At 62.7% G+C, this 20,587-nt stretch carries 16 protein-coding genes; 7 read left to right on the top strand and 9 right to left on the bottom strand.

Features of this window, described 5'->3' with window-relative positions; genetic code table 11:
- Positions 1-78: 78 nt before the first annotated feature.
- Positions 79-1,032: a LysR family transcriptional regulator gene (locus tag ABIC78_RS10250; protein WP_309804974.1), complete on the bottom strand. Its 954-nt coding sequence runs from the start codon at positions 1,030-1,032 to the stop codon at positions 79-81.
- Between the two features lie 162 nt (positions 1,033-1,194).
- On the opposite strand from ABIC78_RS10250, the gene ABIC78_RS10245 reads away from it, so the two are divergent.
- Genes ABIC78_RS10245 through ABIC78_RS10235 form a run of 3 tightly spaced genes read left to right on the top strand, consistent with a single transcriptional unit; the run spans position 1,195 to position 5,439 of the window.
- Complete coding sequence (locus ABIC78_RS10245; protein ID WP_354489434.1) at positions 1,195-3,651, top strand: TonB-dependent receptor; 2,457 nt, start codon at positions 1,195-1,197, stop codon at positions 3,649-3,651.
- Between the two features lie 19 nt (positions 3,652-3,670).
- Entirely contained in the window at positions 3,671-4,441 is a 771-nt protein-coding gene (locus ABIC78_RS10240; RefSeq protein WP_171794778.1) for an EthD domain-containing protein, read from the top strand.
- Positions 4,441-5,439: a Rieske 2Fe-2S domain-containing protein gene (locus tag ABIC78_RS10235; protein WP_028658239.1), complete on the top strand. Its 999-nt coding sequence runs from the start codon at positions 4,441-4,443 to the stop codon at positions 5,437-5,439. The genes ABIC78_RS10240 and ABIC78_RS10235 overlap by 1 nt, the downstream gene beginning before the upstream one ends.
- Before the next feature lie 45 nt (positions 5,440-5,484).
- Here the strand turns inward: ABIC78_RS10235 and ABIC78_RS10230 are convergent, their stop codons facing one another.
- The 7 genes from ABIC78_RS10230 to ABIC78_RS10200 all read right to left on the bottom strand — a co-directional run bounded on the left by ABIC78_RS10230 (position 5,485) and on the right by ABIC78_RS10200 (position 14,914).
- Positions 5,485-6,699 (bottom strand): SGNH/GDSL hydrolase family protein, encoded by a 1,215-nt coding sequence (locus ABIC78_RS10230; RefSeq protein WP_183610800.1) that lies wholly within the window; start codon positions 6,697-6,699, stop codon positions 5,485-5,487.
- A gap of 84 nt (positions 6,700-6,783) precedes the next feature.
- Positions 6,784-9,144 carry a TonB-dependent receptor gene (locus tag ABIC78_RS10225; RefSeq protein WP_354489431.1) on the bottom strand — a complete coding sequence of 787 codons (2,361 nt, stop codon included), beginning with the start codon at positions 9,142-9,144 and terminating at the stop codon, positions 6,784-6,786.
- A gap of 555 nt (positions 9,145-9,699) precedes the next feature.
- A complete protein-coding gene (locus ABIC78_RS10220; RefSeq protein WP_354489429.1) occupies positions 9,700-10,827 on the bottom strand; it encodes an MFS transporter in 1,128 nt (375 codons plus the stop codon).
- Between the two features lie 167 nt (positions 10,828-10,994).
- Positions 10,995-11,699 carry a TetR/AcrR family transcriptional regulator gene (locus ABIC78_RS10215; protein WP_354489427.1) on the bottom strand — a complete coding sequence of 235 codons (705 nt, stop codon included), beginning with the start codon at positions 11,697-11,699 and terminating at the stop codon, positions 10,995-10,997.
- 70 nt (positions 11,700-11,769) lie between these two features.
- The gene (locus ABIC78_RS10210; protein ID WP_354489426.1) at positions 11,770-12,711 is read right to left on the bottom strand and encodes a carbohydrate kinase family protein; all 942 of its coding nucleotides are present in this window, start codon (positions 12,709-12,711) and stop codon (positions 11,770-11,772) included.
- Between the two features lie 22 nt (positions 12,712-12,733).
- On the bottom strand, positions 12,734-14,029 hold the full coding sequence (locus ABIC78_RS10205) for an aminotransferase class III-fold pyridoxal phosphate-dependent enzyme (RefSeq protein ID WP_354489424.1): 1,296 nt from the start codon (positions 14,027-14,029) through the stop codon (positions 12,734-12,736).
- Between the two features lie 237 nt (positions 14,030-14,266).
- On the bottom strand, positions 14,267-14,914 hold the full coding sequence (locus tag ABIC78_RS10200; RefSeq protein WP_171798690.1) for a class II aldolase/adducin family protein: 648 nt from the start codon (positions 14,912-14,914) through the stop codon (positions 14,267-14,269).
- A gap of 164 nt (positions 14,915-15,078) precedes the next feature.
- Between ABIC78_RS10200 and ABIC78_RS10195 the strand changes: the two genes are divergently transcribed.
- The 3 genes from ABIC78_RS10195 to ABIC78_RS10185 all read left to right on the top strand — a co-directional run bounded on the left by ABIC78_RS10195 (position 15,079) and on the right by ABIC78_RS10185 (position 18,338).
- Entirely contained in the window at positions 15,079-16,356 is a 1,278-nt protein-coding gene (locus tag ABIC78_RS10195) for a cytochrome P450 (RefSeq protein ID WP_354489421.1), read from the top strand.
- Positions 16,357-16,480: 124 nt separating this feature from the next.
- On the top strand, positions 16,481-17,908 hold the full coding sequence (locus tag ABIC78_RS10190) for an aldehyde dehydrogenase family protein (RefSeq protein ID WP_354489419.1): 1,428 nt from the start codon (positions 16,481-16,483) through the stop codon (positions 17,906-17,908).
- A gap of 79 nt (positions 17,909-17,987) precedes the next feature.
- A complete protein-coding gene (locus tag ABIC78_RS10185) occupies positions 17,988-18,338 on the top strand; it encodes a cupin domain-containing protein (protein WP_022677720.1) in 351 nt (116 codons plus the stop codon).
- A gap of 121 nt (positions 18,339-18,459) precedes the next feature.
- Here ABIC78_RS10185 and ABIC78_RS10180 read toward each other — a convergent pair whose 3' ends face one another.
- Positions 18,460-19,524, bottom strand: a complete 1,065-nt coding sequence (locus ABIC78_RS10180; protein WP_354489416.1) for an amidohydrolase family protein — start codon at positions 19,522-19,524, stop codon at positions 18,460-18,462.
- 256 nt (positions 19,525-19,780) lie between these two features.
- Here ABIC78_RS10180 and ABIC78_RS10175 point away from each other — a divergent pair, with 256 nt between their 5' ends.
- Entirely contained in the window at positions 19,781-20,557 is a 777-nt protein-coding gene (locus ABIC78_RS10175) for a class II aldolase/adducin family protein (RefSeq protein WP_169048505.1), read from the top strand.
- Positions 20,558-20,587: the final 30 nt, after the last annotated feature.

Here is a 20,587-nt window from a genome sequence, read left to right as displayed (position 1 = left end):
ACTCCCATTTCGGGGTACATCGGCTGCAAGAATGAATTGTTAACAGACGGGTTTTTGAGTGCCTTGATCCACGGCCAATCAGCGGCAGGCGCAATTCTGGATCGGCGTGGCTCTCCAGAACGGCTGACGTATGGCCTCTGCCACCGCTTTCCTCAGCCAGCGGAGGGCGGGATCCTGCGATTGACGCGCGCGCCACGCGATGTGGATGGCAATTTCCGGCAGGGCAACCGGCAGCTCGTGGATCGTCAGATGGGCCTTCTCCTCCTCGCGCAGGATCGCCGATGGCACGACTGCGAGAAGATCTGACCCGATCACGACGCTGGCAACGATCAGGAAATGCGGCACGCGCAGCATGATGCGGCGGCGCAGGCCCATGGTTTCGATGAGCGAGTCGACATTCGCCCCAGTGCCTTGGCCGATATCCACGCCGACATGCGGCAGCGTCAGGAAAGCCTGAAGCGTCATTCCGCCAGACAGTGCCGGGTGCGCGCGATCGGCGATGCAGACCATCTTCAGGGTCTGGACAGGCTCGCAGTGCAGGCGTTCGGGCAGGTTGGGAAATACGCCCAGGCCAAGATCGGCCGCGCCGGATAGCAGGTGCTCGGTCCCCTCGCGCGCGCCCGATGCCAGCAGGTCGATGTCCACGCCAGGAGCGCTGGCCCGCAGGCGGGGAATCAGGTTGGGCAGCAGGTGCGCTGCACTCGCATCCGACATGGTAAGCGTGAAGCTGCGCTCCGCCGTGGCCGGCTCGAACTCGGGCTCGGTGTCCAACGCGGCGCGCAGCCGGTCGAGCGCACCGCCGATCGGGTCGGCCAGGGCCAGCGCGCGCGGGGTTGGATCCATGGCACCGCCGCGGCGGATAAACAGATCGTCGCCCAGTACCCCGCGCAAGCGACGCAGGGCGTGGCTCATCGCTGGCTGGCTCAGCCCGACCCGATCACCGGCGCGCGAGAGATGGCGGTCCTTCATCAGCGCATCGAAGATGACCATCAGGTTGAGGTCGAGCGAAGCCAGGTTGAGCGGAGCCGTCATGCCCCCGGCTATAGCAGCAAGGGATCATCACTGAAAACGAGGGAAATGCCCAGATCATTCACTATGCGAATAATGTGGTGCGAACATGCAATTTGCCCAACCCCGGCAAACCAGGCTTAATCACCCCAACAAGGCCCAAGAGAGCCACGAAGGGGAGAAATGATGAAGGCACTATTGCTGGTCGGCACTGCGTTTGCGGCGGTGTCGCTTCCCATGACCGCTGCCGCGCAAGTCGCCACGCCTGGCGCTGCCGTGGCGCCTGCAGCCACTACCCAGGCCGAACCATCCGGGCAAACCACCGGGCTTGCCGAGATCGTCGTCACGGCGCAGCGCCGGGTCGAAAACGCGCAGCGCGCCGCCGTGGCGATCGATGTCGTTTCGCCAGGGGAACTGACGCGCGCCGGAGTGGTGACGGCAACGACGCTCAACGCCACGGTTCCCGCGCTGACGGTGCAGCAAGGCGGCGGCGCCAACACCACGTTCTTCGTGCGCGGCGTCGGCAACTTCACCAACAACGGCTATTCCGACCCGGCGATCGCGTTCAACCTCGATGGCGTCTATCTGGGCCGGCCGACATCGACCACCGGCACGTTCTTCGATCTGGAGCGGATCGAGGTGCTCAAGGGGCCGCAAGGCACGCTGTACGGCCGCAACGCCACGGGTGGGGCCATCAACGTCATTCCGGCCAAGCCTAAGCTGGGCGAGCGGTCCGTCTCGCTTTCGGGCGGTTTCGGCAACTACAATGCCATTGACGTCGAAGCAGCAGCCAATCTGCCGATCGGTGACGATGCCGCGTTCCGCCTGGCCGGCAAGATCGTGAACCGGGACGGCTACAACCAGGACGGCACGTCTGATGAAGTGGGCCAGGCCATCCGCGCCCAGTTGCTCGTCCGTCCGAGCCCCGGCGTGACCGTCAGGATCAGCGGTGACTATTCGCATCAGGGCGGCCGGGGCGTTGGCGGCAGCTATGTCGGCACGGAAAACTTCACGCCAGGCACGCCCGCAACCGCGACATCCCCGGCGAACTACACGTTCACGCCGGCAAACGTTGATCCGTACAGCGGCCTCCTGTCGCGTTCGGGCAGCGCCTATTTTGCGCAAGCGGTCATTCCCGGCACGTTCATCAATCCGGCGCCGCTGGTGCGCCCCTATCTCAACAACACCTACTGGGGCCTGACCGGCGAGGTGAATGCCGATCTGGCCGGCGGCACGCTCACTATCGTGCCGGCCTACCGGCACTCCAAACTCGACAACCTGTTCAACGGCCCGTCGTTCAGAGGGTCGCTCAACCGCGAGAACGACAGCCAGTTCAGCGGTGAAATGCGCTTCCAAGGTCCGCGGGTCGGTCCGTTCGACTGGTTGATCGGCGGCTACTACTTCGACGAAACCGTCAAGGGGCAGTATGGCATCAACCAGTACCAGATCATCTCCTTCCAGGATTTCACGTCGAAAACCAAGTCTTACGCCACCTTTGGACGGGTAACCGCCCATCTTGGCGATGCCCTGCGGTTTGTCGCGGCCGGGCGCTACACGCACGACAGCAAGACGTTCAACGGTAGCTCCGACACGCTCGTCGAACTGTGCAACAATGCGCCGCCGCCGTTCGGCACCGGCTGCTTTGGCGGGCCATCGCTGCCGGTTGTCCAGACCCTTGCCCAGGTGCCAGGCGTACCTGCCCTGCCCGGGCCAGCCAACGCGGTGCCCTATGGTTCGGCCGGCAACATCCTGTTCTACATTCCCAACCAGGTGAATGCCGCGATCAGCAAGGGCCGCGTGACCTATCGCCTGGCCGCCGAATACGATGTCGCGCGCGCATCGCTGCTCTACGCCAGCTATGAAACGGGCTATCGCTCGGGTGGCTTCTCCAACGCCCCAGGGCACGAAACCTTCGCCCCGGAATATGTCGAGGCGTGGACGCTCGGCTCGAAGAACCGGTTCTTCAACAGCCGCGTGCAGTTGAACATCGAGCTGTTCCACTGGCGCTATCGCAACCAGCAGGTGTCGCACTATGGCCTGGATGCCAACAACGCCACCAACTACTTTACAGAGAACATCGGCACCTCGACCATCAAGGGTGTCGATGTGGAAGCGCAGGTTCTGGTTACGCGCAACACGCGGTTGAGCGGGACGGTCCAGTATCTCGACGCCAAGGCCACCAGCTATACCTACAACACGCCCCGTGATGCGGCTTCACCCCCGCCGGCCGTGGGCTGTGCCGTAACGCCGACAACTGCGGGCGGCGCGGCTGTCTACGCGATCGATTGCGCCGGCAAGCCCAGCTACAATTCGCCGCGCTGGTCGCTCAACGGCGGGATCGAGCAGACGATTCCGCTCGGCGATCGCAAGCTCGTGCTGAACGGCGATGCCCGCTACCGGTCCAACAGCGTCGTCGGTTTCGAATATCTCGCGCAGCAGAACAGCGGTTCGTTCTGGACATTCGATGCCTCGGCCACGTTCGGATCGACCGACGAACGCTGGTCGATCACCGGCTATGTTCGCAACATCACGAACCAGGCGGTGCCACTGTTCACGCAGTACGTGGCGCCAGCCGGCGGTGTGCTGTCGTCGGTCTATGCCCCGCCCCGGACGTATGGCGTGCGCCTTGGATACAAGTACTGATCAAGCCGGAGAGAACGTGATGCTGAAGATGATCATCGGCGGGCGCCGCCGCGCGGGAATGACTCACCGCGACTATTCCCGCTATGCCGAGCAGGTTCATGGTGCAACGGTGGCGCATAACCCCGGCTACATGACGAGCTACATCCAGAATCACGTTCTCGATGCAGTCTATGGCACCCATGCGGCAGGATGGGTGGCCGGGCCTGATTTTGACTCGTTCAGCGAGATCAGCTTTCCCGACGGGGCAGCGTTTGCCCGTTCGATCGCTGATCCCTATTACCGCGAAACCATCCAGCCCGACGAGCTCAACTTCGTCTGCCACAGTGCCATCATCCTGCTGGCCACCCGGACTCAGGAGGTTGGCGTGCGCGCGCCGGGCGCCGCCCCACTCAAGCTCATGCGGTTCATTGCCAGCAACCACGCGTCGCCGCCTGCCGCGTTTGCCCAGGCCTGGGCGCAGGAAGCCGGCCGCATCGCCGATCATCCGGCCCTTGCCCCGTTCCTCCGGCGCATGACCCGCAGCATCAGCATCGCGGGAGAGGCCGACGCCAACCTTCCCGCCAACTTCATCGCCAATGCGCCGCTCAGCCCCTTTGCCGGGGTGGAAAGCCTGTGGTTCGACAGTGATGACACGTGGCGCGCGATCGATGCCTATCGCGCGGTGATCGAGGAACCCCAATCACACCTTTCTGGCCTGCTGGACCGCCGGCAGGAAGCGCTGTTCGTGGTCGAGGAGCGCACGATCGTGGCCGATCACACGGCACCCAACGCAGCAGTGGAGATGACGTGATGGCTCGCTTTGTTCAAAACCGCTGGTATCAGTTCGCCTGGGCCGATGAAATTGCCGATGGTGCCGTGCTGACCCGCACGGTGCTGGATATTCCCATGGTCGCCTTCCGCACCGACGCCGGCAAGATGGCCGTGCTCGACAATCGCTGCCCCCACCGCTTTGCGCCGCTCAGCGAAGGCAAGCGGGAAGGCGACACCATCGCGTGCCCCTATCACGGCCTGGTGTTCAATACCGCCGGCCAATGCGTCCGCAACCCGCACGGCGCGGCGACCTCGACGCTTGCGGTCGCCAGTTTCCCGGTGCTGGAGCGGCATAAGGCGGTGTGGATCTGGGTCGGCCAACAAGAGCCGGACGAAAACCTGCTGCCCGATCTTTCCTTTATCGATGCCGCGCCGGAAACGGCACAGTTGCGCCTGCACACCGCGGTCCAGGCCAACTACGAACTGCTCGCCGACAATATCCTCGATCTGAGCCACGCCGATTATCTGCACGCCAGCAGCCTGGGCAGCGGGTTCAACACACGGGCCAAGTCGACAGTGGAAGAACATGCCGATCACTTCTCCATCGCCTGGCGTTCGGACAGCGACGATGCGCCGCCGGCCTTCAACCTGGAATCGCCGGCCAAACTGTGGACCGAGGTGGATTGGTATGCGCCGGCGCTGATGGTCCTGCGCGCTGGCGGGCATCCGGTGGGCAAGCCCGAGCGCGGCATCGACACGCTCAACCTGCACAACATGACGCCCGAAACGCTGACCAGCACGCACTATTTCAGCTGCAACACGCGCAATTTCCTGATCGATGACGCCGCGTTCAACGCTGTCCTGCGCGAACAGCTGATCCACGCTTTCCAGGTCGAGGACAAACCGATGATCGAGAAGGTCCAGCGGCAGATGGGAACGCCGGACCTGTGGTCGCTGGGGCCAAAGATGCTGCCGATCGACAAGGGCGCCGTGCTGGCCCGCCGCCGTGTTGCCAGGCTGATCGAGGCTGCCGAATAAGGCCGCGAGCCCGGCGCGGATCGATCGCCGCGCCGGGCTTGTCCACTATTTCCGAAACATGTCTATTGCGATGGCATCGGCCATCGCCTGGTAGCCCGCATCGTTGGGATGTAGCCAGTCGCCCGACTGCAGATCCGTTCGCATCCTCTTGGGACGAAGCGGGTCGCGTATAACCGCGTCGAAATCGATCACGGGGCCATCGCCGGGGTTGTTTCTGATCCAGGCGTTCACCGCCTGCCGCGTCGCTTCGCCCGCCTCGGAATAATAGTCGGCGCCTTCGAACGGCGGTATGGTCGCCAGGTGAACCTTGATCCCATGGGCGTGGGCCCGCGCGGTGATCTGTTGATAGGCCGCGATCAGCGCGGCGGCCGGCGTTTCGGGCGCGCTGCCGATATCGTTGATACCCTCCAACACGATCAGGTCGGTAACCCCGGTCATGGCAAACACATCCCGATCGAGCCGCGCCAGGGCTGGAACCCCGAAGATCGCCACAGGATCAGGCGCAAGGACGCGATTGCCGCTGATCCCCACGTTGACCACCGCCGCAGACGCAAGGTCCGCCGTGCCATGCAGTCTCGCGGCGAAAAAGTCTGGCCACCGTCGGTCGGCGCCGGGGGTCGACATATAGCCGTCGGTGATCGAGTCCCCCAATGCCGCGATTACCCGGCCCGGTGGGCCCTGCACCTCGACCGCCGTCAAGAACGGGCGCGCCGGAGAGCGGGACGCCGGGGTAAACGCACGCGTGGTGTAATCGCCGGGTGGCGAGAGCAGCGTATAGGCCTGCCCATCGGCGTGGCACGTGCATGCGACCTTCTCGTCTGCGACGTATATCGCCACGCTGAGCTGGGCGCGCGCGGGAACGCGGATCGCGATGGCATCGCTGACCAGCGGTGATCCGGGCGCCACGGTAAAGTCGGCGTTGCCATTGGCGGTCACCACCCGCGGCTCGCCAACCGTCTTCGCCCCTGCCGCATCGAGCAGGCGAACCGTCACGCGACCAATGTGCAACGGCGCCGCACCGAACTCGTTGGACAGGCGGAGGCGAACCGCATCGCCACCCGCGCTCAGGCGGATGACCTGAACGATCGTCTGGTTCGCGATGACCGGACTAACGACTTCCGGCGGAACACCCGGGCCCGCCTGCAACGACGGCGCGGGTGATGCCGTCCAACTCGCCCGCCATACCTGTGCGCCCGCCGGCGCTCCTGCCGCAAAGGCAGCCACGATCAGCGCAGCAGCGCGAACAGCCATCCAGGGCATCGTGCCGAACACTCCTGCAAAAGATCCATCACGCATGGGCCGGCGGGATCACACGTCCTGGCCGACCCATGCTTGCAACGATGGTCAATAATGGAACGAAACCTGCACGCCATAGGTGCGCGGCGCCCCGACCGTCTGCGTAATCATCCCGAACGGCGCCGTCTGGTCGGCCGCGCCGATCGCGTACTTCTTGTTGGCAACGTTGCGGACATAAGCACCGATATCGAAGCCATGCTTGTTCTGGTAAACGATGTTCAGGTTATGAATCCAGTACCCGCTCTGGGTGATATAGGGGTCGTTGGTCGAGTCGAAATACTGGAAGCTGCGATAACTTGAATTCCAGCGGAAATTGAGATCCCCATTCAACGCGTCGAGCGGAATCTTGTAGCTGGCGGTTCCGGAAAAGCTGAACCGGGGCGCATTGGCAAGACGATTGCCATCGAGCGGCGTGGCGCCCTCGAACATCGGCAAGCCTGCGCTGATGATCTTGGCATTGAGCCACGCCGGCGCCAGGGTGAAGGTCAAGCCGCGAACAGGGGCGGCGGTCAGTTCCACCTCGACGCCCTCGGTACGTGCCTTGTGGGCATTGGCCAGAACCTGTGTGATCTGTTGGATCGGCCCGGCCGCGGTGTTCACGGTCTGCGGAACCTGCGCGAAGATCTGCTCGTCGATATAGTCGTTGTAGAACAGGGCAACGTTGAAGATCAGCCGGCGATCAAACCAGCTCGTCTTCGCCCCGATTTCATAGGCTGTCACCCGCTCGGGCTTGACCGGCTGCAGCTGAAACAGCGCTTGCTCGGGGTCGCTGCTCAGGAAGCTGCCGTTGAACACACCGCTTTTGAAACCGGTTGCGACGCTGGCATAAGTCAGGATCGCATCGGTCGGGCGATAGCTGACCGCAGCGCGCCAGGTGGCGTTGGTGTTGGTCTGGGTCTGGTCCGAAGAAATGAACCCTTCCAGCGGGCCGAAATTGCCGCGACCGCCGGACTGGTATTGCCGCGACGCGTCATACTCGAACGTCTTGCGTTCGTGAGTCAGCCGGCCCCCAAGCGTGAACGTCACGTTGCCCAGCGTATAGTCGGCTTGGCCGAACGCAGCCACGGAATCGGTTTTCTGATGGCTGTGGTCATAGGCACGCTGAGCGATGCCATCGAAATTGCCGGCGCCGGCCGGAATGCCGAAGCCGCCGTAGAGATCACCATCGATGAAGAGATCAAGCGGTTGATCCTGCCGGAGATCTTCGTGGAGGTAGTACAGGCCGAACACCCAGTTGAATTTTGCGGAGGTGTACGCCGCACGCAATTCCTCGGTGTAGGTGTTGGTTTTCACGCCAAATGTCGCTTCGACCAGATTGGCCGGGTTGGCGTCGCTGTCCTCGGGGAAGTATTTGTCGTTGTGTTGAAAGGCCGAAATCGAGGTCAACGTCACGCGGCCGAGGTCGTAGTCGATCCGGGCGGTTTCGTTGAGATTGAGGTTCCGCAGATACTGGGTGCGGTTGTATTGGCCGCGATAGAAGTTGGACGGCGTGCCGAAGCCGAACATATCGACGCAGTTGCCGGCATAGGCATCGGTGACCGAGCACACCACCGGCGCCGGATCGCTTTGCGTGCCAGGCTTCAACGTGCCGATATGGCGATATTCGTTGGGCACGTTGTTGACCAGGCCGGCGGTCGAGCTAAGCAGGATTTTCAGGTTCGGCGTCGGCTTCCACAGCAACTGTGCGCGCACGGCCTTGCTGTTCGTGCCATTGGCGGAAATGCCGTAGAAGTCGTTGTGCATGAAGCCATCGGAATGATTGTAGACGACCGCAATGCGCGCACTGAGATTGTCCGTAATCGGCCCGCCGACCGCGCCGGTGACAAACGTGGTGTTATAGTTGCCCTGCTCGATATGGACGTCGGCCGTCAGCTGGTCGGTCGGCTTTTTCGACGTGAACAGCAGGGCGCCGCCGCTGGTATTGCGCCCATAGAGCGTGCCCTGCGGCCCCTTGAGCACCTGCACCTGGTCGAGATCGAAAATCGCAAAGCTCTGCGCCGAGGGCGCGCTGATATAGACATCGTCAATATAGACGCCGTTGGGGCCAGCGTTGTTGCTGTCAAAGTCATTGAGGCCAATGCCGCGAATACTGATCAAAGGCTGATTGCCGACCCCCATGGGGCTCTGGATCATGAGGTTCGGGGTCGCCTGGGCGATATCCTCGGTGCTCTTGACGCCAATCGACTGGAGGTCCTGGCCGGACAGCGCCTGGACGGATACCGGCACCTTCTGAATATCTTCGTTTCGGCGCTGCGCTGTGACCACGATCACACCGACCTGGTTGGAATCCGGGGCCACGGCTACCGCCGTGGTCGCAGGGGCCGCCTGGGCGGCAGCGCTTCCAGCATATCCCAGAACCATCATCGCGCTCGTCATCAACAGCGTTCGATTTAGCAACTGCTCGGACATAAGCCCCCCTCATATTTTGTTGTGGACCGTGGCCTTTTCGCAGTGGGCGAATGCGGCCTCATTGCGATAGCTAGTGCTATTGAAACATGTTCGACATACCTTGGCAATAGGGGAATAATGGGGCGGTGGATTTAGCGTGACTGGACCCATCGCAACCCGCACAAGACCGCCGAAAATCCAGCTATCCCGTATCGCCTTCCCGGTGCCCAAACGCAGCAATTATCGCCGTCGCCCCGATTTGAGCAGGACCGCCGATGGCGCGTCCAAACCCGGCAAAAGGGCGACTCGATCGCTGTAGAATCGCCACTTTTTGTGCGTATTTACAGCACTATAGTATGATCACTGCGGATTGCAGGCTCGCTGCCAGACTGGCGCGCCCTGGCGATGTCACCACAAATTTGGCGAATCGAATCACGAATGATCGCTGCAGGATCGGTGACGCTGTGGCACAGGCCCGCGACGCTGCTGAAAAGCAGCCCCGAGCACTGCCGAATCCCTTATATTATGATAGTCTATGCAATCGTTATTTTCGGCCGCTTTCGACCTGCCTGACGATCATGCATGGGGTGCGGCCTGGCCGCCTGCGACGCGTGATCGCGTCACATAGAGACCGACGATGAGCAGAGTCGCGCCAATGGCCAGCAATGCGCACAGCTGAAGCACGCGGCCCGCACTGGCATCATCAGCCAGCGTGGATGCAGCGAGCGGCCCCAACCCTGATCCGACCAGGACCGCGGACGGGACCAACAGTGCCGTGCGGCGCGTCGGGTCGTTTTCGATCGACAAGGGCGTCAGGAATGGGGTGATGAAAATCCATACCGCACCAAACAGCGTTTCGAGCACGAAGAAGGCCGTGGCCCCTGGCGGAGTGGACAAAATGAACAGCACGGCGCTCAATGCGATGCTCGAGACGATCAGCGAGACAAACCAGGGCAGGCGCCGGGCAAGAAATATCGCGGCAAAGCCGCCCACCACCTGCGCCCCCAGCGACGCCGGCACCGCAAACGCAACCTGCTGCGGTGTCATGCCGGCCTGGCGGCCAAGCGGCTCGAAATAGACCCATGCCCCAACGATGCAGCTTTGGATCAAGAGCGACGCCGCCAGGACAACCCACCCCCGCAGCGGGGGCAGACCCGATACCTGCGCGGGATCACGCGGCAGCGGATTCAAGCGCTTGGGCAGCAATGGAACCAGCAGCATCGCGACGACCGCCAGGACGGCGATCGTTACCGGCACGCCATCGCGGGCATTGGGAGCGGCGATGGCAAGGCCGGTGGAGGTTGCGAACTGAACGATCGCCTGGGTCAACAGAAACGCAGCCGACAACGCCGTAGGGCGCGCGGAGCGGACAATGACGCCGGTGGTCATCCACACCAGCACACCCGCCGACAGGCCGACCAGCCCACGCACGAAAAGAACGCCCAAGCCGCTGGTCCAAACCGTTGCGAGATTGAGCGACGCGACCAGCGCCAGGGCAACGAGCGTGGAGAGCCAGACCGAAACGCGCTCGAGAAACGACTCGGCAATGACGACGCCTATGCCGATCGAGACGAGTTCGGCTGCCGCGACATGGCCCACCTGGGCCGCCGAAAGACGGTCAGCGGCGAGCAGCGCCCCGAAGAAAACCGGCTGGACGCCGGCAATGACGAGCCCGACCGTACCGATCAAGAGCGCCGCTGCCATTGCGCCCCGGCTGGAGGCGCTTCGCCCCGCGTTCGCCTGGCTATCTGCTGTCACCGTGCCGCTCCTTTTTGCAAGGTCAAGGTACTATTATTCCAAACTTCGCTCCGTCGGCATCGGCAACACAGTATAGCCATCGGGTGGCGCGCAAAGCCCACCGCCGCCCTGGGTCAACTTGCCTTCTCGTCGCCTGCTGCTGCCTCGACGGTCACACCCAGCAGGTTGCGATAATAGAGACTGACCATGTTCGCGTACTCGCGCCCGATCTCCTCGCCCCACTCGGGCATGTCGGAGATCAGATCATTCGTCGCACTGCCCAGCGCCGTGCTCAGCAGGGTCGCGGCTCTCAACCGCGTTTCGTCCACGCCGGGATATTGCGCGTGGAGCTTGGCAAAGAGCACGTCGGAAACAGCCTGCGTCGAGCCGATCCGCACCTCTTGCAAGACAGGCACCGCCCGCATGACCCGCAAGATCCATTCGCCGCCCGGAACTCTGCGCGCTGCCCGCCGCACCTTCGTCAAAAGATCCAGGCGATGTTCGACAACCTGCTCGAGCGGACCATCGAAACCGAGCTGCCCGGTCGCGATCGAGCGGAACACGACACGATCCTCGGCCTTCATCGCCCGATCGCCCATCTCCCTGAGAATGGCATACTTGTTTGGGAAATAACGATAAAGCGCAGGCGGGGTCAGTCCCGCACGCTCGCAGATCATATTGGTCGAAAGACGTTCGATGCCCACCTCGCCAAGCAACTCGCCGGCGACCTTGAGAATGATTTCAAACGTGACCTTGGAGCGATCCTGCGACGGCGCGAGCTTGGTATTGAGTTCGACATCCTGGTCGCTCCCGCTCTTTGCTCTTCTCGGCCGTGCCATCGCTGTTCCTTGAACTTTCAGATTACCTCCTGATCCACTATCCGCAGTGCCGGGCAATATCCAGCAATCGCTAGGAAGACGCGCCAACACTCCGCGACAGCGCCATGGTTTCGTCAAAGCTGGACAGCGCGCCGACAGTGCCCAAGCCCATCGCCACTTGCGCCGCGGTTGCCGTCGCGAAACAAAGCGACGCTTCTTCATCAAGGCCGCGCAGCCGCCCGGCATGGAACCCCACGCAGAAGGAATCGCCGCAGGTTGTCGTGTCGACAGGATCGATGGGCAAAGCGGGCACCTGCACCGCGTAATCCGGCTTCAACAGGATGGCGCCTTCGTGGCCAAGCTTGAAGACGCATCCCCCCGCGCCCATTGCAATGAACCGATCGGCTGCCGCGCGCAGATCGTCATTGCCGTGCAGGTGCAGCACTTCGGCAAGGCTCGGCATGAAGAGATCGACATAAGGCAGGATGCGGGCAAGATCCTCCATCGTCCCCTCACGCGGGGAAACAAGATCGCAGGTCACGAACGCGCCCGCCGCCTTTGCCGCCTTCAGGATCGCGACGGCCTGTTCTCCAATGCCAGGGAAGTTTACCGCTCCCCAATGAATGGCCCGGATCTGGGGCAGCGCCGCTGCCAGGTCCTCATGCAGGGGCGTGACCATGCTCGCGCCGACCATATGATAGGTCGAACGTTGGCCGATGCTGCGCACGGGAAGCACCGTCGAGGAGGTGGGAAACTGCTCGTTGGTGACGAGGAAACGAAGATCAACCCCGGCCTTTTCCAGGCCATGGCGAACCGCCACTCCCTGCAGATCGTCACCGATTGCCGATGCAAGGGCGACCTTCAGCCCGAGCTTTGCGGCGACCATGGCAGCCCCGCCGGCCGTTCCCGCAGGGGAGAGCAGGATCGATTCCACCAACATGCCGCTATCGATCGGCGGCAACTCGTTCACCGGCCGCACCGCGATATCGACTGTCAGCAGGCCGACAGTGAGAAGATCAATCGACTGGTCCATGGTTGTTCCTCGCAGCATGCGTTCAGGCCAGGGCCTGGAGTTCTTCCGCAGCTTTCGCTGCTGCCATTGCCAGGATCACCGGCGAAGGTTGCAACTCGGCCATGCGCCCCCGGGTCGCGGCAAACGCCCCATCCGCCGCAGCAACCGCCATATCGATGTCAGCTTCCGTCATGCAGGCGGCGATGAACATGTTATGCCAGGGATGAATATAGACACCGCGCTGCAGCATCTCTTCTGCCCAGGCAAAGCCGACGCGCAGATCGGGATCGTCGTCGAACAGCATGATCGGCATTTGCGACGGCCCCGTCTGGCGCAGGCCGAACCCGTGCCGCTCGGCAGCGCTGGCCAACCCGGCCCGCAGCCGGTCACCCATGCGGATCATCTGTTCAAGGTAATCGCTCTCGCGGATGATGCGCAGCGTCTCGAGCGAGGCTGCCATCGGCACGGCCGCGAACCAATAGGAGCCGGTGACGTAGATCGAGCCAGCGCCCTTGCGGCAGCGATCCGATCCCAGCAGGATGGACAAGGGCTGTCCGTTCGCCACGGCCTTGCCCCAGCAGCTCAGATCGGGCTGCACGCCGACAAGCGACCAACTGCAATCCCGCGCCAGCCGGAAACCGGCGCGCACATCATCGACAACCAGCATCGCCCCGGTTTCGTCGCACAGCTCCCGTGCCCGGCGCGCATAGACCGGATCGGGCAGCGCCTGGTCGAAAAAGGCATCGTGCTTGAACGGCGTGGCGAAAATAGCGGCCAGGTCTTCGCCGGCATCGCGAACCGCGGCCTCGAGGCTCTCGGCATTGTTGTATTCGTAATAGCGCAGCATGGCGCGATCTTCGGCCACGACGCCAACGGGATTGGGCGTGCACCAGGGCGCCGCGCCATGATAGGCGCCTTTGGCCAGGAGCACGATCCGTTTGCCGGTTTGCGCGCGGGCGGCGACCATCGCCATGCTGGTGGCATCCGTGCCGTTCTTGCAGAACATCGCCCAGTCCGCATGGGTCACCATCGAAACCAGTGCTTCGGCAAGATCGACCATCACCGGCGATGGTCCGGTCATGGTGTCGCCTTTTGCCGCCTGCGCAGCGGCCGCCGCGTCCACCCGCTGATCCCGATACCCCAGCAAGCTCGGCCCATAGGCGCACATGAAATCAAGATAGCGGTTGCCATCGGCATCCCAGATGTATGCGCCTTCCGCTCGCTCGAAAAACTGCGGGAACGTGGCAGGCAGCGCATGCACCGCCTCGTGGCCATACATGCCGTTGGGAATGACCTTGAGTGCGCGAGCCTTGAGATCGCGATCGGCAGTACGATCCATAGAAACCTCGACAATGATAGTGTGGACTATGTAATTTTGAGCTTGCGAGATTGTCAATTCGCTTTCCGTAAAGGTCGGAAATATCGAATCAGGCCAACCCCATTTGCAACGAAGCGACAGAAATCATCCGCTACGATCGACATAATAAAATCACGCACCTATCAGCTTTCAGCAAAAGCCAGCGGCGTATATGATTTTCAGTCGGTTACGGAAAATTCCGCCTGAAGAAGATATACCCTATCGTCCGTAGGAAATCTTCGAGATCTTTTCTCGAAACGCATCCATATCTTCGGCCGACAGGTGGTTTGGCTCACCCAACTGCTGCGCCAGGAGATATTGCCGGCAAAGGATCTCGAGCCGATGGGCGAACATCATCGCAATGGGCATCGAAGGCCCGCGCGCGGTCATGCCGTGGTTGGCCATGAGGCAGGCGTAGCGGTCGATCAGCGCGTGCGAGACATCTTGCGCCAGCGTTTCGCTGCCAAAGGTCGAATACGGCACGCACGGAACGTCGTCCCCACCGAACAAGCCGACAAGGTAGTGAAACGGCGGCAACGAATGGCAATGGCACGACACCGCAACACAATTGTCGGAGTGCGTGTGCACGATTGCTGTGGTATTGACATCGTTGCGATATATGCCGGCATGCAACTGCCACTCGCTCGACGGATTGAGACTTTTGTCCCAGTCCCCCGATGCGTTGACATAGACAATGCTCTCTTCGCAAATATTGTCGCCATCAGCGCCCGCCGGTGAAATAAGCATGCCATTACCGAAACGGACACTCAGGTTTCCCGAAGACAGCTCGGTCAGGCCGAGGTCCACAACCCGTCGGTAAGCCTCTGCCAGCTGGTTTCTTGCCTGCTTTTCGGTCTGATCGCTCATGAGCCCTCCTTGCGCGAAACGCGCCGCCGAAAGCGCCTCTCAAAGGCACGATTCGCTCCATCCAGATGCACAGATACCGCAGCCAATAGAATAGTCCAGACTATTGTTTATGTCGGCTGCATGCGCTACTCTGCCGCTGCGCTTGACGAGAAGGGATGCGACGAATGGACAGTGTCGAGATCGGAAGCCTGGGAACGCTTGCCGAGTTCGGTTTCACCGGCGGCCGCGATAGCATCCGCCCCTTTGCAGAGCGCGTTTTTGCCGGCCCGGAGCCTCGTTTCCTTCAGGACCAGGACGGGAACCTGGCGGTTTTCCGCAATGCGGATTTGCAGAAACTGGGCGCCCTGCCCCAGATCGGCAACGTTCCCGCCGGGGTGCTGTTTGGCGAATCGCTCACGCGGATGGACGATCCCACGCCGCCATTGGGTGCCGAAGTCGCGCGCGTGGTGGCAAACCAGGTCTTCACCGCCAATCCGCCGATCCATCGGCCGGTGCGCAAGGCGCTGGTTTCCCGCCTCGGCCCCAGAGAGGTGAGCGCGATGCGGCCGGTGGCGGAGGAAACCGTACAGCAAATCCTCGATGATCTTGCGCCTTTTGGCGAGATAGACGTCATGAGCGACGTCGCCGAACGGCTCACCTGCGGGTTCTGGGGCCGCATGCTGGAGATGGACGCTGACGAAATCGTGGCGATGCAGGCCTATACGCAGGACCTGACCCGGCTTTTTCACTTCAACCGCAACGCCGAAGACTACATCGTGCTCGACAACGCCATGCGCGGATATTGGCGCGTGATCAGGGCAGCGGCCGAGCGCAGCCTTCGTCGGGGCGAGAATCTCTTCGTCGTTGCCTTGGCCGACGACCTCCGGCGGATCGACCTGCCGGACGATCCCGACGAGGCGGGAATCGTTCCGCGCGATGTTGGCGCCATGCTGGCCGGCAACCTGATCGACGGTTTTCATACCGCGGCTCTTGCCGCCGCCAACACGCTGTTCGCGCTGCTGAAAAATCCAGACGCCCTGGCGCGGGTGGTTGCTGACCGGCAACTTGTGACCAGTGCCATCTTCGAAGCATTGCGCATCGAGCCGCCCGTGATCCACCTGCCCCGCTGGGCGATGGAGGAGGTCATCTTCGCGGGTGTTCGCATTCCCCGCGGCGCGATCGTCTCGCTGATGTGGGGCATCGGCGGCTTCGACCCAGCGGCTGTGGCCGACCCGCTGCGCTTCGACCTCGATCGCTCGCGCAAGGGCAGCACGACGTTCGGCGGTGGCCAGCACATTTGCCCTGGCCGGTATGTGGCCGTGATGCTGATCGAAGTGCTGCTCGACGCGGTAATGGCCCGCGGCCTGACGCTCACCCCCGGAACGGCAGCGCCGCAATGGATTCCGGCGCACGCCATGGGCCAGATGGAGCGCTTTCCGCTTCGCCTGGTGCCAGCTTCCTGACTGCACAACGCCTTGCCGTCGCAGCGCCGGCACGACCAACAACGATATTTATAGCTACTCTATACACAACCACCCCCGCCTGGTTCGGATGAACCGCGGGCACGCCGATTTGAGAGGAGCCGACATGCGCGAGTACACACGATTTTACATCGACGGCCAATGGGTTGAACCGGCAGGCCAAGAGACCCTCGATGTCCTCAATCCCGCGACCGAGGCTGTCGCCGGCCGTATTGCGCTGGGCACCGCTGCCGACGTCGACAAGGCCGTTCACGCAGCGCGGCGCGCTTTTCCTGGCTGGTCTGCCACCAGCCGGGAAGACCGGCTCGCCATCCTGGGCAGCATTCTGGCGGAATACCAGAAGCGCGCCGACGATCTTGCCGCAGCCGTGACCGAGGAAATGGGTGCGCCGGTCTCGCTGGCGCGCAATGCCCAGGTGCAGATCGGGCTGGCACACCTCGCCACCGCACTGGAAATTCTCAAGACGTTTCCATTCACGCAGGAGCGCGGGCAGACGTTGATCGCGCGCGAGCCGATCGGGGTATGCGGGCTGATCACGCCGTGGAACTGGCCGCTCAACCAGATCACCTGCAAAGTGGCGCCGGCCATTGCCACAGGCTGCACCATGGTGCTCAAGCCATCGGAGATCGCACCCTTTTCCGCGCAGATCTTCACCGAGATCCTGGAGGCCGCCGGGCTTCCCGCTGGTGTGTTCAACCTGGTTCATGGCGACGGCATTGGTGTGGGCGTGCCGCTTTCCTCGCATCCCGAAGTCGACATGGTGTCGTTCACCGGATCGACGCGGGCAGGCATCGAAGTGGCGCGCAACGCTGCCGCAACCGTCAAGCGGGTGGCGCAGGAACTGGGCGGCAAGAGCCCGCACATCGTGCTCGACGATGCCTATCTGCCGCAAAGCGTTGCCGGCGGCGTGCAGGGCATGATGATCAACTCCGGCCAGTCCTGCAATGCGCCGTCGCGCATGCTCGTGCCGGCCGCGCGCATGGCCGAAGCGATCGAGAGTGCGCGGGCTGCCGCAAGCAGCATCACGGTCGGGCCGCCTGATGGCAACGCCCAGATCGGCCCCGTTGCCTCGCAGGCCCAGTTCGACAAGATTCGCGGGCTTATCCAGTCAGGCATCGATGAAGGCGCCACGCTGGTCGCCGGCGGGGTCGCGCGCCCCGAAGGCCTGGACAACGGCTATTATGTCCAGCCCACGGTGTTCGCCAACGTGACGCCTGACATGACCATCGCGCGGGAGGAAATCTTCGGTCCCGTCCTGTCGATCATGGTCTACCAGACGCTCGACGAGGCAATCGAAATCGGCAACGACACCGAATATGGGCTCGCCGCCTATGTCAGCGGGGCAGATATTGACACGGCGCGCAAGGTGGCAGCCAGGATGCGTGCGGGCCAGGTATCGATCAATGGCGCCCGCGATCTGATGGCGCCGTTCGGCGGCTACAAGCGCAGCGGCAATGGCCGCGAATGGGGCGATTTCGGCTTCCACGAGTTCGTCGAGGTTAAAGCCGTGCTCGGTTACGCCAGCCAGGGGTAAACCTGCGCAGCGCCGCGCTGAATAATTTCTCCCACAATTCCAAATCAACCTGCCCAAGCACGTATGAAAAGGATGCGATATGAGCGTTGCAATTTCGGCCCCGGAAACCGGGCTCTTCAATCCCAACCCGTCTGACAACTGGAAACCTGTCGAAGGGTCTCCCACGATGAAGACGTGGCTCGAATTCCAGACGGCAGACAAGACCATGGTGACCGGGACCTGGCATTCCACCACCGGCACCTGGCATTCCGAGAACACGCCCTATCACGAATATATCTATCTGATCGCAGGCGCGATCGAACTGACTGCGGATGGCGGCGAGACGGTCAGCGTCAAGGCCGGGGATGCCTTCATGGTCGAGGCAGGGTTCACCGGAACCTGGAAAGTGACCGAACCGGTGCAGAAGCGGTTCTGCCTGCGGCTGGCGTGATCCCCGCCTGATACGCAGGCGCGCAGACCGCCGTCGCGAGAAGGCCTGCTCCGACCGCATGCCGGGGCAGGCCTTCTTATTTGGGCGCGCAACAGGACCGTTCCTGGCGGTCGACGGTATGTCAGGTGATGGGAACGTCGAGACGATAGAATTTGGCAGCAGAGCGCGCGAACAGCCACGATTTCTCGTCTGCCGAGGCGGACCGCGTCAGACGTTTGAACGCGTTCCAGATTTCGACATAGTCTGCGCCCCAGCGGTCGACCGGGAAGTTGCTTTCGAACAGCGCACGGTCCGGCCCAAAGGCTTCGATGCAGCTTTCGATATAGGGCTGCCACAGGCGCGCGAGAGTCTCAGAGCCAACGCGTTGCGTAGGCCCGAGGCCGTCGAGCATCGTGAAGGGCATGCCCAGCCCGCCCAACTTGACGTAGACGTTGGGGCAGGTCGCCAGTTCCCGGATGGCGCGTTGCCAATCGGGAAAGGTCGCTGCCAGCGTGCCGCGATGCCGGGCGATTCCCAGCGGCGTGCCAACGTGATCCAGCATGATCGGCACGTGCGGAAACGCACGGGCGAGGTCCGTCACTTCCCCGATCTGCGGCGCGAATACCCAGGCATCGAACGAGAGGTCTGCCTCGGCCAATGCGGCAAAGCCGCGCCGAAAGGCGTCGCTGCCATAGAGCCCACGGGGCGCTGGGGCGACCGGGCCGAGTACGCGTTCGTCGTCATGCGGGCCGATGTTGCGGATTCCGCGCAGCTTGCCCGCGCCGGCCGCTTTCGCGCGCGCCAGCGCCGCAGCGGCATCATCGCTGGTCAGATCGACATAGCCCACGATCGCCGCGCACGGCTGGCCTCCCCAAGGATCGCCCGCGCATACCTGCGCGATTTCCACGACCCGTTCGATCTCACCCAGCGCGCGATCGTTCTCCGATCCGTGTTCGTGGTAGAATGCGCCGCATTCGACATAGACCGTGGCGATGATGTTATGGCCGGTGCGCAAGTCCGCCACGAACTCGTCGCGCAGATACACAGGGTCTTGGACAAAGATATCGTTGAACGGATGCACCGCCTTTGCCGCATAGTGGCTTTCGGGATGATCCTGCCAAAGATGATGGTGCGGATCGATGATCGGCAGATCGGGATCGATCGCGTCCTCGCGCGGCATTATCCGCGCTGCGTTACCCAGCCCCATGCTATCGCTGTCCTTTGCTGTGGCCAAACACCGCCCCTGCCCCAGCGCCTCGGCCATCTTGACCCTGTGAAATGCGGTTCCGGGCCGGCAAAGCGGCGGGCGCTCATATTAATAGCTATCGCTATTGATTGGGTCAAGCCGGTGCGGTAGCATGCGCACTACGCATAGCGGCCCGGAAACTGGGCGCGGCGAGGCCCAGCCGGGATCAGCGCCGCGGTTGCAATAACGATAGCGATTGATGGACAGGAGAACTGAAATGGACACGCTCGCCCCGGCAGACCGGACAGCCGCACAGACCGATACCGCATCGCAGGAATGGCAGATCCGCGTAGAGCTGGCCGCGCTCTATCGGCTTGTCGCCCTGCACGGCTGGGATGACGCGATCTATACCCACATTTCGGCGCGACTGCCCGGGGATGATCACCACTTCCTGATCAATCCCTATGGGATGTTTTTCGAAGAGATCACGGCCTCGTCGCTGGTCAAGATCGATCTGGATGGCAAGATCATCGAGCCGACGCCATACAAGGTCAACCCGGCCGGCTTCACGATCCATTCGGCGATCCACGGCGCGCGCGAAGACGCCCGGTTCGTCATGCACCTCCACTCCGATCACGGCGTTGCCGTGTCCACCCATAGCGAGGGGCTTCTGCCACTGACGCAGCATGCGCTCATCGCGCTGCCCTCGATCAGCTACCACGGGTATGAAGGGATCGCGCTCAATCTTGAGGAGCGCGAGCGGATCGTCGCCGACCTGGGGGACAAGAAGACCATGATCCTGCGCAACCATGGCACGCTTGCGGTGGGAGAAACGGCGGCAGAGGCGTGGCTCGGCATGTATTACCTTGAAAAGGCATGTGCCCAGCAGGTGGCTGCGCTGTCGATCGGGCGGGACAAGGTGATGCTCGCGCCGGCCGCTGCGCAGGAAGAAGTGCGGCAGCAGGTGAGTACCGGACGCGCAAAATCGGCGATGCTGGCTTGGCCGGGTTTCCTGCGCCAGCTCGATCGCCGCTTGCCCGGTTACGACAGCTGAGGTCCTGCCGGTTTGGCCACGGCGGGGCAG

This window comes from Novosphingobium sp. 1529, from assembly GCF_040544855.1.
Lineage (GTDB): Bacteria > Pseudomonadota > Alphaproteobacteria > Sphingomonadales > Sphingomonadaceae > Novosphingobium > Novosphingobium capsulatum.
Note: the sequence above shows the minus strand (reverse complement) of the source record. Positions and strands in the feature narration are given on the sequence as shown.

Coding starts and splice junctions, on each gene's coding strand:
- ABIC78_RS10250 (WP_309804974.1), bottom strand. CDS start 1,032: ATGACGGCTCCGCTCAACCTGGCTTCGCTCGACCTCAACCTGATGGTC.
- ABIC78_RS10245 (WP_354489434.1), top strand. CDS start 1,195: ATGAAGGCACTATTGCTGGTCGGCACTGCGTTTGCGGCGGTGTCGCTT.
- ABIC78_RS10240 (WP_171794778.1), top strand. CDS start 3,671: ATGCTGAAGATGATCATCGGCGGGCGCCGCCGCGCGGGAATGACTCAC.
- ABIC78_RS10235 (WP_028658239.1), top strand. CDS start 4,441: ATGGCTCGCTTTGTTCAAAACCGCTGGTATCAGTTCGCCTGGGCCGAT.
- ABIC78_RS10230 (WP_183610800.1), bottom strand. CDS start 6,699: ATGCCCTGGATGGCTGTTCGCGCTGCTGCGCTGATCGTGGCTGCCTTT.
- ABIC78_RS10225 (WP_354489431.1), bottom strand. CDS start 9,144: ATGTCCGAGCAGTTGCTAAATCGAACGCTGTTGATGACGAGCGCGATG.
- ABIC78_RS10220 (WP_354489429.1), bottom strand. CDS start 10,827: ATGGCAGCGGCGCTCTTGATCGGTACGGTCGGGCTCGTCATTGCCGGC.
- ABIC78_RS10215 (WP_354489427.1), bottom strand. CDS start 11,699: ATGGCACGGCCGAGAAGAGCAAAGAGCGGGAGCGACCAGGATGTCGAA.
- ABIC78_RS10210 (WP_354489426.1), bottom strand. CDS start 12,711: ATGGACCAGTCGATTGATCTTCTCACTGTCGGCCTGCTGACAGTCGAT.
- ABIC78_RS10205 (WP_354489424.1), bottom strand. CDS start 14,029: ATGGATCGTACTGCCGATCGCGATCTCAAGGCTCGCGCACTCAAGGTC.
- ABIC78_RS10200 (WP_171798690.1), bottom strand. CDS start 14,914: ATGAGCGATCAGACCGAAAAGCAGGCAAGAAACCAGCTGGCAGAGGCT.
- ABIC78_RS10195 (WP_354489421.1), top strand. CDS start 15,079: ATGGACAGTGTCGAGATCGGAAGCCTGGGAACGCTTGCCGAGTTCGGT.
- ABIC78_RS10190 (WP_354489419.1), top strand. CDS start 16,481: ATGCGCGAGTACACACGATTTTACATCGACGGCCAATGGGTTGAACCG.
- ABIC78_RS10185 (WP_022677720.1), top strand. CDS start 17,988: ATGAGCGTTGCAATTTCGGCCCCGGAAACCGGGCTCTTCAATCCCAAC.
- ABIC78_RS10180 (WP_354489416.1), bottom strand. CDS start 19,524: ATGGGGCTGGGTAACGCAGCGCGGATAATGCCGCGCGAGGACGCGATC.
- ABIC78_RS10175 (WP_169048505.1), top strand. CDS start 19,781: ATGGACACGCTCGCCCCGGCAGACCGGACAGCCGCACAGACCGATACC.